We start from the raw sequence: 12475 nt of genomic DNA, 5'->3' as shown, positions 1-12475 counted from the left end.
TGACGAACCCGACCACGTGCACCCGCCCGTCCGGTACGCGCCACAGGTGTTGATCGGCGAACTCGTGCGCTGGTTGAAAGGAGCGATCGCGGTCAGCGACCAGTGAAGGCATCCGCGTACCGACGGCGAACTTCTGGCCAACTTGCGCCGTCGACAGAGATCGGAAGGCGTGGCAAATGGCCGGGCCGGATGGGATCGAGTTGGATGGCGCGCATGGGTAGGTCCACCGCACTCGTCCTGTCCGCCGCGTTGGTCACGCCGCTGCTCGGCGTCGCGCTCACCACCGGCCCCGCCGCCGCGGCACCGAACACCGCGGCCGGCGCTCGGCCGCCCGTGGTGTCCGCGGCCGTCGTTCATGGCGTTCGTGCCGGCCGCAACGACCCGGCAGTCGGTACGCCGCGACTGCTCGGTGTGCGAACCGTTCCGAAGGGGCTGGTCGTCGGCGGCCTGTCCGTCGGCGAGCTCTCCGGCCTCGACCGCGACCCGCGTACCGGTGAGTGGTATCTGCTGTCCGACGACTCCGAGGACGGCCCGGTGCGCATGTTCACCGCCCGGTTCGACGTCTCCGGCGCAGGCGTGGGGGAGATCCGGTTCACCGGCGCCACCGCGCTCGAACGCACCGACGGCTCGGTCTTCCCGCCGTTCGCCGGCGACGACCCGGAGGTGGCCGACCCGGAGTCGATCCGCGTCGACCCCCGCGACGGCAGCCTGTACTGGACCAGCGAGGGCAAGCGGGTGGTGCCCGCCGACGGGTCCGCGCCCGCGCTGATCGACCCGTGGGTACGCCAGGCGACAACGGCAGGGAAGTACGTACGCCAGTTCACCGGCCCGGCCGACCTGGCGATGAGCGTCGGCGAGGTGGGGCCCCGGGCGAACGCGACGTTCGAGGGAATGACCCTCACCACCGACGGGCGCCGGCTGGTGACGTCGATGGAGGGTCCGCTCTACCAGGACGGCCCGCTGCCGACCGTCGACCACGGCGCGGCCAACCGGCTGACGTGGTACGACAAGCGCACCGGCCGGGCGTTCCGGCAGCTGGCGTACCCCCTCGACCCGATCCCGGTGGCGCCGAACCCATCGACCGGCTCCGCCGACAACGGGGTCAGCGAGCTCCTGGCCGTCGACCGGCACCACTATCTCGTCCTGGAACGCTCCTACGCGTCCGGCGTGGGCAACAGCATCCGGTTGTACGAGATCGACGACCGCGGCGCGACGAACGTGCTCCACCGGCAGAGCCTGGCCGACGGCGGTTACCGGCCGGTGCGCAAGCGCCTGGTGGTCGACTTCGCCGACTTCGCCGGCACCGGCCTCCCGCACGTGGACAACCTGGAGGCGATGGCCTGGGGGCCCCGGCTGCCGAGCGGTGAGCGGACGCTGGTGTTCGTCTCCGACGACAACTTCAACCCCACGCAGGTAACCCAGGTGGTGGCGCTTGCAGTCCACTGACCCCGCCCACTGGACCCTGCGCCACCCCGCGCTGACCCTGCGGGACGTCAGCCGGCCGCGAGTGCGTGCGCCAGCCGCCGCAGGCGTTCGCCGTCGAGCACACCGGGGGCCACCGCGGCGAGCTCGCGCAGCGACAGGTGGCCGAGGGTGGCGACCCGCGGGTTGTCCAACAGGCCGGGTACGGCGGACTCCATCGAGGCCACAGCGCCGGGGTCGGCCAGCAGCTCGGCCACCGGCGTGGTGAGCGTGTGCGCACCGGCGGGGAACTCCTCCGGCTGTGGCAGCGGCGTGGTGGCCTGACGCACCTGCTCGCGCTGGCGGCGCAGCAGCAGGTGCTCCGGCCCGATGTCCGCGGTGGCCGGCAGACCCAGCCGGGTGAACTGCTCCGGCGGCGCCTCCTCGGCCCGCATCAGCTCCACCATCAGGCCGGCCAGGCGGGTCTCGATCTCGTCGTCGACCAGCGGGTCGTCCTGGTGCGGGTCGTTGTCGAGGTCGAACAGCATCGAGCCGTGCAGGTAGGTGTTCGCCAGCGGCTCGCCCGGCACGCGAAGCACCGGGCAGCCCTTGGTGAACCCGAACGGCGGGCTGAGCTGGGCGTCGCGTAGCTCGTCGACGCCGAAGCGTTCGCGCATGTGCGTGGGCATCAGGGTGTAGCCGTACAGCGGGCCGTTGGCCGGCTCGGCGCACGCCCGCATGTAGACGTACCGCCCGTCGGTGATGTTGACGTGGCCGCCGAAGCTGCCGAACAGCCCCACCTCACGCACCGGTGTGTCGTCCGCGACCGTCGCGCGCAGCGGCACGCCGTGCATGTCCGGCGAGCGCTCCACACCGAAGTGGTCCAGCAGGGTGGGCGCGATGTCGATCGTCTGCACCAGGCTGGACCGGCGTTGCCCGGCCGCGTGCGGTGCGCGCGGATCCCATACGAACAAGGGGTTGTGGATGTTCTCGTCGTACCACGGCTGGGCGTTCTTGCCCCACCAGCCGTGCTCGCCGAGCAGGAAGCCGTGGTCGGTGGCCACGATCAGCATGGTGTCCGACCACAGGTCGTGGGCGTCCATGGCGTCCAGCACCCGGCCCAGCGAGTGGTCGCACATGCTGAGCAGCGAGGCGTACTCGAACCGCACGTGCTCGACCACCTCGGGCCGCTCGGTCACCCGCTTGTAGTCGGGCCAGTCGTGGTGTGGTCCGGCGTAGGCGTGCGGATAGAGATCCTTGTACTGCTTGTACGTGAAGAACGGCTCGTGCGGGTCGAACGTCTCCAGGTGCAGGAACCAGTTGTCCTGCGCGTGGTTGGTGTCGAGGAACTCGATCCCCGCGTCGAAGGTGCGGCTTTGCGGGTGGTCCTCCTCCTGGCGCAGGTGCTCGCGGTTGATCCAGTCCTGCCGCCAGGTCGCGCCGCGGTTGATCTTGGGGCTGTCGGGCACGTGCGGGTCGGCCACCTGGCCCTTCCAGGCGTCGCCCTCCTGCCCGCGGAAGAACTCCCAGGAGTCGTAGCGGCCGTGGTAGGTCGCACCGCCGTCCTCCCAGTAGTGCTGATGGTCGCTGGCCAGGTGGGTGTAGACGCCGTGCTCGCTCAGCAGCTGAGGCATCGAGTCGTCGAACGGCTCCAGCGGACCCCAGTCGCGGTGCAGGAAGTTGTAGCGGCCGGTGTGCAGCTCACGACGGGCCGGGATGCACGGCATGCTGCCGCCGTAGCACCGGTCGAACGTCGCGGACCGCCGTGCCAGCCGGGCGAAGTTGGGCGCGTGCACCCAGTCGTTGCCGTAGGGCGGCAGGAAGCGCCGGTTGAGCGTGTCGAAGAGCACCAGGATCGCCTTCACCGGACCTTCCTACCAGCCGGCGCGGACAACACGCCCGGCGCGACCGGAGCCGGCAGGGGTCAGGCGGCGTCGACGTACTCCCGTTCCCGTTCCCGTTCCGTCTGCTTCCGCTCCGACGGCTCCGACCGCTCCGACCGCTCCCGCACCGGCAGCTCCGGCTCCGGCTTCCGGCGCAGTGCCACCTCGACCCGCGCCCGGGTGCCCCACCCGGTGGAGCGCAGGGTGACCAGGGACCAGAACCGCAGCGGCAGCATCACCAGCAGGTTGACGTAGCCGTAGAGCGGCGACGTCGCGAACGTCAGGAACCGCGACCAGACGCTCTGCCCCTCCCGGCGTACGTCGAAGTAGCGCACGGACCGCGCCAGCGACATCAGCCCCACGAACCACAGGTAGTGCAGCACGAGGATCTCGCCGGTCAGCAACGTGTGCACCACCAGCACGTACAGCAGGATCGAGGAGAAGACCGCCCACTGCGCGAGCTCGAGCAGGGTGAGCCACCACGCCGGCCTGGTGAGGGACAGGTTGCCGAGGACCCACAGCGACTCGCGGAAGAAGGACCTGCCCCACCGGGCCTGCTGGCGGACGAAGTGGTTGAAGCGCTCGGGTACGGCGGTGTGCGCGATCGCGGACTCCACGAACACCACCCGGCCCTCGCTCAGGCAGTAGTTCGTCATCCTGCGGTCGTCGCCGGTGATCGCGGGCTTGCCCAGGAACTCCTGGGTGAGGAAGTCGTCGAGATGCCGGAGTACGACGTCCGCCCGGTAGAACGCGAGGATCCCGCACACGCACAGCACCGACCCGAACCGGGAGTATGCCGCCCGCTCACCGAGGAACGCGTTGGCGTACCTCACGTCCTGCATCCGGGTCAGCACGTTGTGGTCGTGGTTGAGGGGGAGGACCAGCCCGGTGGTGGCGGTGACCCGCCGGCGCCCGAACGGGCGCAGGCCCTCGTACACCGCCGTGGGCTCCAGCACCGAGTCGGAGTCCACGCACACGAAGATGTCCACCTCCCCGGCCATCGCCCGGAAGCCGACCGCGAGCCCGTGCCGCTTGCCGAGGTTCTCCGGCTGGCGGAACACGCTGATCCGGTCGTGGACTGCGGCGTACTCCCTGGCCACCTCGAACGCGGCCGGGTCCTGGGAGGCGTCGTCGACGACCACGATCCGGCGCAGGGGGTACGACTGGACAAGCAGCGAGTCCAGGCACGAGCGCAGCAGGTCCGGGTCCTCGTTGTAGATCGTGACGATCGCGCCGATCCGGCGGCGCGGGTTCGGCTTCGGCCACCGCCTCGCGGGCAGCAGGGACAGCAACAGCTTCGTGCCCAGGATGCTGAAGACGGCGAACCCGTACACGCTGGCCAGGCCGTGGTGCAGCCACCGGGACATGGTCAGGGACGCAGCGGCGGAGAAGATCAGCAAAGCGGTGAGGGTCATGCGACGGACGGTGGTGCGGACTACAGGCATGCAGGCGTTTCCTAGCTATAGAGAGCAGGCGGCAGCGCCGCCGGAGCTCGAAAACCGCCCCCCGCGGTGATCGTGTACCGGTGTGATCGTGTGCCGGTGGTCGTCGGGCGCCGCGGTCGACGTGGGTCGACGGGCGCGCTTTCGAAGCGACCGGTCAGTGACCTGACAGCGGCTCAGCGGCCACGGTCGGAGACACCTCGTGGTGCCTCCGCCTGCCGCTCAGGCGTCGGGTCGTGGAGGTCTGCCGCGGTACTCGCCGCGGAAAAAAGGGCGCCGCGAGGGCGCCGAAGCAACTGGCTCGTTCTCGTCGGGTCGGTTAGCCGTACGCGTGGGAGGTCCCACTGTCGGCCCACAGGTATCGGCGCGCACCTACCTCCTGGTGCGCCCGGCCTGCGCGGCTGGGCTGCGAGCCGCGGGTTGGCGGCGGTTCTGGTCGTACCGGTATTACCTTCATCGTCACCCTTCCTACCAGCAGTCCCGGCAGTTCGCAGGAGCGCGGTGACGGATCGGGCCGTACGTGTGCGGGACAGATGTCCGGCGTCACTGTGCGGCACGGAGCGACCGGCGGCCACGTGTTCGGCGACGTGTCCCGGGAAGTACATCCCACAGGCGCGAGGACCCGGTGACCCCGGCCCGAACCGACGAGGGAGTGACCATGGTGGAGTTCGGCTACACGATGATGTGCGAGCAGGCCGGCCCGGCCCAGCTCGTACGCGACGCGTGCCTGGCCGAGGAGGCCGGCTTCGACTTCGCGGTGATGAGCGACCACTACTTCCCCTGGCTGGACGCGCAGGGCCACTCTCCGTACGCCTGGTCGGTGCTGGGCGCGGTCGCCCAGGCCACCTCGCGGATCCCGCTGATGACGTACGTCACCTGCCCGATCAGGCGCTACCACCCGGCGGTCGTCGCGCAGAAGGCCGCAACGGTCGCGCTGCTCAGCGAGGGGCGGTTCACCCTCGGCCTCGGCGCGGGGGAGAACCTCAACGAGCACGTCGTGGGCGGCGGCTGGCCACCGGTCGACGTACGCCACGAGATGCTGACCGAGGCGATCGAGATCATCCGTGAGCTGTGGGACGGCGGCTATCTCCGGTACGACGGTGAGCACTTCAAGGTGGAGTCGGCCAGGCTCTGGGACCTGCCGCCGACGCCGCCGAAGATCGGGGTCGCGGCCTCCGGGCCGCAGTCGGTGCGGATCGCCGCCCACTACGGCGACGCGCTGATCGCCACCGAGCCCAAGCCGGAGCTGGGCAGGATGTACGACGAGTTCGGCGGCACCGGCAAGCCGCGTATCGGCCAGATCCCGGTGTGTTACGACACCGACGCCGAGGCCGCCAAGCGCCGTGCCCACGAGCAGTTCCGCTGGTTCGCCGGCGGGTGGAAGGTCAACTCCGAGCTGCCGGGTCCGACGGCGTTCGAGATGGCGACGCAGTTCGTCAGGCCCGACGACGTGTCCGAGCAGATCCCGTGCGGTCCGGACGTCGCCACGCACGTGCAGGCGATCAAGGCGTACGTCGACGCCGGCTACACGCACGTGGCGTTGGTGCAGATCGGCGGCGACCACCAGGAGGAGTTCGTCGCCTGGGCCACCAAGGAACTGCTGCCGGCCCTGCGGGAGCTGTGAGGCGGCGGCCTCACCGCTTGTCGGGCTGGTCGGTGCTGTCCAGCGGCGTCCAGCCCAGCAGCTCACGCGCCCTGGTCATCGGGACCAGCCGTTCGGCGCCGTCGCCGCTGATCGCGAACGGCTCGAACCCGTGGCCGCGCCGGTCCAGCGCCGCCAGCAGGGCGCGGGCGACGTCCCGGGCGGAGGTGCAGATCAGCCGGGCACGCGGGTGGTCCGTACGCGGGAAGTCGTCGTCGGCGACGGGGTGACACAGCCGCAGCGCCACCACACTCATGCCGTACACCTCCACCGCGTTGCGGCAGACCTCCTCGCCCATCCGCTTGGCGAGGCCGTAGAAGTCGGTCGCGTCCGGCGGGGTGGACTCGTCGGGGTAGCGGTCACGTCCGGGCACGCCCGGGCTGATCGAGATCGTGTCGTCTCGCGGGATGTCGTCGTCGGCGCGCGGGTCGTCCACCGCCGGCTCGGCGTACACCGACATGCTGCTGGTGTAGACCGCGTGTGTGACCCCGGCCTCGTGCGCGGCCCGCAACGCCACGTGCAGGCCGGGCGCCGCCACCTCGAAGTGGGCGCGGGCGTTGTCGATGCTGCCCCATCCGGCCATCGGCCCCATCGCCATGAAGATCATCGCGTCGACACCCTCGACGGCCCGGGTCACCGCGGCGACGTCGCGCAGGTCACCGGCCACGTACTCGACGTCGACGTCGGAGCGCGGCGGCTTCAGGTCGAACACGCGGAGGTCGTGCCGCTCGGCGAGCCGGGGGAGAACCAGCCCACCCACCAGCCCGGAACCGCCGATGACGAGTACCCGCATGCAGACCTCCCCGAAGTCACCGCCGACGCCCGGCCGGCGTCCTCCGCATCATCGCGGTTCCGCGGGGCCGACGCGACCCCGGGCCGCGGCCGGTTCCGCCGCGGACGAGATCGCCGGCGACCCCAGACCCACATCGGCCGGATCTTCACCAAGCCGGACCTACGTGACCGGGCACAGGCGGTGACCTTCGCGTACGAGACCGGCCCGGTCACGGTCGGTGCCGACCGGAAACGCCGGTGACCCAGCCCAGGTCCAGCCCAGGTCCAGCCCGGGCTCGGCACAGGCGAACCCACGAACTGCCGCGGGACGAGGCCGGGTCCGGACACCACGGACAGTAGGAACATCCGGGATGACGTGCGCCTTCGGCGGGCATGAGTGGTCCCGTACGGGACCAGCGGTGGTACCCCGGAAGGCTCGCCCAGCCGGCTCGCCTACTCTGGGGAGGCGTCGCGGCCGACGCGGCAGACGGGGGCGAGGTAGGCCACCGTTCGCTCCGTTCCGCATCTGTGCGGTCTTACTCAACGGCTGGCACGTTGGTGACGTCGGAATGGAAGGAACGACGAGCGGATGGTTCGATCCCGGCGGATCGTGCTCGCGACCCTGGCCGCGCTGACGGCGCTCACCGGCGCCGGACCCGCCATCACCCCGGCCGGCGCGACCAACACCCGACCCGATCTCCCGGGCACGGCGGCCTGGCAGCGGGCCTCCTTCGACGGGCGCCCACTGCCCAGTCTCAGCGGCGCGTCGCCGGCCTCGGTGGCGGCGTATTTCGCCGGGTTACCCGCCGCCGAGCAGAAGGGCCTGGCCACGCGCTACCCCGCGGTGGTCGGCAACCTGGACGGCGTACCCCCTGCCCTGCGATACGCCGCGAACCGGCACGAGGTGGCCAGGTCCGGTGTCTGGCGCGGCGTGCTGGACCTGCGCGACCGGCAGATCCTCGCGCTCGACCCCCGCGAACGCGGCCTGGCCGTCGAGGTGTTCGGTGACCTGGCGACCGCGGACCGGGTGGCAGTGCTGGTGCCCGGCGCGGGCGCGGACCTGTACCACCTGGACGAGCCCGGCGGAATCGCTGCCGGCGCCCGGGCCATGCGCGCGGAGGCCGAACGCCAGCAGCCGGGCACCCGGCTGGCGGTGATCGCCTGGGCCGGCTACGCCACGCCGGTCGACGCCGGCGCCGCCGCGATGCAGGGCAGCCTGGCCCGGGTGGGCGCGGCCCGGCTGCAGCGGTTCCTCGCCGGCCTGTCGGCGTACACCTCGGCCCCGGTCGGGCTGTTCTGCCACAGCTACGGCTCGGTGGTCTGCGGCCTCAGCGACCTGCCCAAACAGGTGGACGACATCGCCGTGTTCGGCAGCCCTGGGGTGCGGCACCGCACCGCCTCCGGCCTGTCGCACACCGCCCGGGTCTGGGCGGGACTCGCCGCCGGTGACCCGATCAGGTACGTCCCGTTCGTACGCGTCGGCGACTACGGCCACGGACCGAGCCCGATGGACCCCGCGTTCGGCGCCAGGATCTTCGCCACCAAGGGTGCCCGCGGCCACAGCGGCTACCTCGCGCCCGGCACGGAGTCCCTGCGCAACCTGGTGCGGATCGCGCTCGGCCACGACGGCGCGGTCACGTCGGCACCGCCCTCGCGCCCACCCGAGTAGCCGGGCCGGCCAGGGCAAACCCGGGTCGCCGGGGCGGGTCGGCGTACGCCAGGGTCGGTTGGGGGAGCGATCAGGGACTTACCCCGATGGCCGACGTCGCGCGGACGGCAATCATCGACCCCATGAACGCTGGAACTGGCTTCACTTCGCAGCACACCTCCCCGCAGCACACGTCGCCGGCGGGATCGCTGCGGATCGGGGACGCCGAACGCGAGCGGGCCGTGGAGATGCTGCAGACGGCCTACGCCGAGGGCCGGATCGACCACACCGAACTCGACCTGCGGGTGGGCGGCGCACTGGCCGCTGTCGACCGCGCCGAACTCGCCCATGCGCTGCGCGGGCTCCCGTTGCCGGACACCGGTGCACCGAGCGCCTCGGGCGCCTCGGGCGCCTCGGGCACCTGGAGCACTGCCCCGCGCGTGCCGACCGGTCGCCCGGGTGCCGTGCCGAGCGGGACGGACCGCTCCCTGGCGCTGCTCGCCCACTGGTCGGGCGTACCCACACTGTTCGTCGGACCGCTGGTGATCGCGGCGACGGCGGGCCAGCGGTCGGCGTTCGTGCGTGAGCAGGCCGTCGAGGCGACCAACTTCCAGCTCACCTTCCTCGGTGCCTGCATCGCGGCCGGGATCCTGAGCGGCATCACGTTCGGGATCGGCGCGGTGATGTACGTCCCGCTGATCCTGGCCTGGATGCTGCTGTCGGGCATCGCGGGGATGTCGTCGCTGTGCGGTAACCGCTGGCGTTATCCCTGGTCGGTTCGCCTGATGAAGTAGCGAGCACGTACGGGCTGACGTGCGTACGGCCTACAGGGTGGGTGAGGGGGACCCACCCCGTAGGGTCGACGGGTGACGCGCGCACCCGCACCGCCGCCGGAGGTACGCCGGGCCCGCCTCGCGGTGGCCGTGACGTTCCTCGTCCACGCGGCCGTCTTCGCGACCTGGGCACCCCGGATCCCGTCCATCAAGCAGGCTCTCGACCTCGACAACGGCGCCCTCGGCATAGCGCTCGGCGGGCTCGCGGTCGGCCTGTTGGTGGGCACCAGGCTTACCGGCCGGATGGAGCGGGCGGGCCGCACCGGTCTGGCGATGCGCATCCTCGTTCCGGTGCAGGCCGTCGCGCTGGTCGGTCCGGCGTTCGCCACCGACCTGGTGACGCTGACCGCCGCGCTGGCCGTGCTCGGCCTGATCGGCGGAATGCTGGACGTCGCGATGAACGCGCACGCCGTGGCGGTCGAACGCCTGTACGGCCGGCCGATCATGTCCGGCTTCCACGGCCTGTGGAGCCTCGGCTCGATGGTGGGTTCGGCGATCGCGGCGCTGGTGGCCCGCGAAGGCGTGGACGTCCGCGTGCACTTCATCGTGGCCGGTGCGGTGTGCGCGCTGGTCAGCGCGCCGTTCCTCGCCCGCCTGCTGCGCCCCGACCAGGAGGCGGCGGTCACCGGCCACCACGTGGAGGTGCCGGGCGGGCGACGGCCACCGGTGCGCGTCGTCGTGGTGGTGATGATGGCGGCGATGGGGTTCGGCTCGTTCCTCGGCGAGGGGGCGATCGCCGACTGGAGCGCCGTCTATCTGAACGAGAGCCTCGGTGCCTCCGTCGGGCTGGCCGCGCTCGGGCTGTCGGTGTTCTCCGGTGCGATGACGGCGTCCAGGCTGATCGCGGACCGGGTGGGCGCGAGGTACGGCCCGGTGGTGGTGGCGCGCGCCGGCGCCGCGCTGGGTGCGCTGGGGTACGCCGTCTTCCTGCTCGCGCCCGGGCCGACGGTGGCGCTGGTGGGCTTCGCCGTCGCCGGGTTCGGGATCGGGCCGGCGGTGCCGGTGGTGTTCAGCGCCGCAGGCAACACCGGGACGAAGAACCGCGTGTCGGTCCTCGGCCCGGTGGTGTCGGCGGGCTACCTGGGCGCGGTGCTCGGCCCGGTGGCGATCGGAGCCGTCGCCCACCGGGCCGGGCTGACGTGGGCGCTGGTCATCCCGCTCGCCTTCGTGGCGCTCATCTTCGTCGCGGCCGGGCTGCTCCGCGGCGCGGCCGGCGGCGGCAACGCCGATGGCGACAACACCGGCGGCGGGTGGGCCGGGACGGTGGCCGCGGGCGAAACCGCCGCCCGCGCCCACGGCCCGGCCAACATCGACGGCTGACGAGCCGTCACCCGCGCCTCCGCGCCCGACGCCTCACCGCCCCGCGCCGGTCGCCCACTCCGAGACGGCGCCCTGGTGCAGTTCGGCGTACACCTGGTCCCGCAACCGGTTGGCGTCGGCGTCGGTGAGCGTGCGGTCCAGGGCCCGCACCACCAGCCGGACCAGCACGTTCCGCTGGCCCGGTGCGATGCCCAGCCGGGTCCGCGCGGCCTCGGGCAGTTCGTCGTACGACGTCTCGGCCGGCACCTCGACGGTCTCCACGACGTCGGCGTCCGCGCCCAGGGCCGTGCGTACCCGGTCGCCGAGCAGTTCGGCCGAGGTGTCCACGCCGGCGTCCACCACCACGGACAGGTCGCGGCGTACCGGCGGCTGGTGGGAGACCGGCCGGTACGTCGACCGGTCCAGCATCTGGCCGGCCACCCGGGGGTCGACCGACCGGAGCAACCGGATGTCCGGGACGCCCTTGCCGAGCATCAGCAGCCGGTCCAGTCCGAGGCCCATCGCCAGGCCGGTCCAGGTGGGTACGGGCAACCCGGCGCCGGCCAGCACGCCGGGTGCGGCCAGCCCGCACTCGCCGATCTCCACCCAGCGGCCCTGCCACCACACGTCGATCTGGCGGCCGTGCTCGGTGTAGGGGTGGACCTTCGGTTCGGTACGCCAGCGACTGCCCGGCAGCGCCGCCTCCACCACCTGCCCGACCATCTCGGTGAGGTCGGCGTCGGTGCAGGGCCGGTCGCGGCGTACGCGCCACAGGTCGAGCTGGTGCGGCGTACCCGTGTGCTGCCAGTCGATGCTGTCCCGCCGGTAACACATGCCGGGGCAGACCAGCAGCACGTCGGCCGGTGACCCGCCGACCGTGGCCGTGGCCTCGAGATCGGCGTCGGCGGCGAGTTGGCGAAGCGCGCCCGGGATCATCGCGCTGCTGTGGCTCCGCAGCACGTGACCGGCGTCGGCGTAACGGGTGTAGCGCTCCTCGCGCGTCACGGCGTCGGCGGCGTAGCCCAGGTTGTCGTAGTTGTCGGCGAGGGAGACGACGGGAGAGGACCGTACGACACGGACCTCGGCGTCCCAGGCCGAACCCAGGGCGGCGGCCAGGTCGTCGACCACGAGTTGGAGGGCGTGCGGGCCCTGTGCCGGGTCGGACAGGTCGCGGATCGAGAGACAGGCCCGCAGCTGCGCGGGCGAAAGGGTCGACATCGGAGTACTCCTCGAAAGATCGTTCGCGGTGGGTGGAACGGGGTGAAAGGACTCGCACACCCCGACCGGCCGCGGGATCCACCGAGGAGAACGCCGCCGACGGCGCCCGGTGGTTCGCGTTCAGACGTTCAGACGTTCAGTCGTTCGGCCGCAGGAGACCGAAACAGACAGAAGGAGACACTGACGAACGCGGCACCCGGGCATGCCCGGCACTCCACCCCGACGGCACCGCGGTGCCGGCCGGGGCGGAGAAATCGCCGCCCGGGTACGCCCATGCCGACAAAGGTACGCGCCGGACACCGTGCGCCGCCATGCCCAGGGGCCTGAGGGGCCTGAGG

Annotated in this window: 9 protein-coding genes; 5 read left to right on the top strand and 4 right to left on the bottom strand. The window is 72.0% G+C overall.

The window, feature by feature from the left end; all coding sequences use genetic code 11:
* Window positions 1–213 precede the first annotated feature (213 nt).
* Window positions 214–1446, top strand: coding sequence for an esterase-like activity of phytase family protein (locus F4554_RS20730; RefSeq protein WP_179789106.1), 1233 nt, complete (start codon window positions 214–216; stop codon window positions 1444–1446).
* 47 nt (window positions 1447–1493) lie between these two features.
* On the opposite strand, the gene F4554_RS20725 is transcribed toward F4554_RS20730, so the two are convergent.
* Together F4554_RS20725 and F4554_RS20720 are read right to left on the bottom strand one after the other, a co-directional pair.
* Entirely contained in the window at window positions 1494–3266 is a 1773-nt protein-coding gene (locus tag F4554_RS20725; protein ID WP_179789105.1) for a sulfatase-like hydrolase/transferase, read from the bottom strand.
* 59 nt (window positions 3267–3325) lie between these two features.
* Window positions 3326–4699 carry a glycosyltransferase gene (locus F4554_RS20720; RefSeq protein WP_179789104.1) on the bottom strand — a complete coding sequence of 458 codons (1374 nt, stop codon included), beginning with the start codon at window positions 4697–4699 and terminating at the stop codon, window positions 3326–3328.
* Between the two features lie 652 nt (window positions 4700–5351).
* On the opposite strand from F4554_RS20720, the gene F4554_RS20715 reads away from it, so the two are divergent.
* On the top strand, window positions 5352–6350 hold the full coding sequence (locus tag F4554_RS20715) for an LLM class F420-dependent oxidoreductase (RefSeq protein WP_337796131.1): 999 nt from the start codon (window positions 5352–5354) through the stop codon (window positions 6348–6350).
* Between the two features lie 10 nt (window positions 6351–6360).
* Here F4554_RS20715 and F4554_RS20710 read toward each other — a convergent pair whose 3' ends face one another.
* Window positions 6361–7161 carry an NAD-dependent epimerase/dehydratase family protein gene (locus F4554_RS20710; RefSeq protein ID WP_179789103.1) on the bottom strand — a complete coding sequence of 267 codons (801 nt, stop codon included), beginning with the start codon at window positions 7159–7161 and terminating at the stop codon, window positions 6361–6363.
* Between the two features lie 567 nt (window positions 7162–7728).
* Between F4554_RS20710 and F4554_RS20705 the strand changes: the two genes are divergently transcribed.
* From F4554_RS20705 to F4554_RS20695, 3 genes are all read left to right on the top strand, one after another.
* Window positions 7729–8808, top strand: coding sequence for an alpha/beta hydrolase (locus F4554_RS20705; protein ID WP_179789102.1), 1080 nt, complete (start codon window positions 7729–7731; stop codon window positions 8806–8808).
* A 122-nt stretch (window positions 8809–8930) separates the two neighbouring features.
* Window positions 8931–9581: a DUF1707 and DUF4870 domain-containing protein gene (locus tag F4554_RS20700; protein ID WP_179789101.1), complete on the top strand. Its 651-nt coding sequence runs from the start codon at window positions 8931–8933 to the stop codon at window positions 9579–9581.
* A gap of 72 nt (window positions 9582–9653) precedes the next feature.
* The gene (locus F4554_RS20695; protein WP_179789100.1) at window positions 9654–10940 is read left to right on the top strand and encodes an MFS transporter; all 1287 of its coding nucleotides are present in this window, start codon (window positions 9654–9656) and stop codon (window positions 10938–10940) included.
* 33 nt (window positions 10941–10973) lie between these two features.
* On the opposite strand, the gene srmL is transcribed toward F4554_RS20695, so the two are convergent.
* Window positions 10974–12137 (bottom strand): PheS-related mystery ligase SrmL, encoded by a 1164-nt coding sequence (gene srmL, locus F4554_RS20690; protein ID WP_179789099.1) that lies wholly within the window; start codon window positions 12135–12137, stop codon window positions 10974–10976.
* Window positions 12138–12475: the final 338 nt, after the last annotated feature.

This window comes from Actinopolymorpha rutila (genome assembly GCF_013407855.1).
GTDB classification, from domain to species: Bacteria; Actinomycetota; Actinomycetes; order Propionibacteriales; family Actinopolymorphaceae; genus Actinopolymorpha; species Actinopolymorpha rutila.
Note: the sequence above shows the minus strand (reverse complement) of the source record. Positions and strands in the feature narration are given on the sequence as shown.

Bases quoted from the DNA above. Each gene is read 5' to 3' on its own strand.
- F4554_RS20700 (WP_179789101.1), top strand. From the start codon at position 8,931: ATGAACGCTGGAACTGGCTTCACTTCGCAGCACACCTCCCCGCAGCAC.
- F4554_RS20710 (WP_179789103.1), bottom strand. From the start codon at position 7,161: ATGCGGGTACTCGTCATCGGCGGTTCCGGGCTGGTGGGTGGGCTGGTT.
- F4554_RS20720 (WP_179789104.1), bottom strand. From the start codon at position 4,699: ATGACCCTCACCGCTTTGCTGATCTTCTCCGCCGCTGCGTCCCTGACC.
- F4554_RS20705 (WP_179789102.1), top strand. From the start codon at position 7,729: ATGGTTCGATCCCGGCGGATCGTGCTCGCGACCCTGGCCGCGCTGACG.
- F4554_RS20730 (WP_179789106.1), top strand. From the start codon at position 214: ATGGGTAGGTCCACCGCACTCGTCCTGTCCGCCGCGTTGGTCACGCCG.
- srmL (WP_179789099.1), bottom strand. From the start codon at position 12,137: ATGTCGACCCTTTCGCCCGCGCAGCTGCGGGCCTGTCTCTCGATCCGC.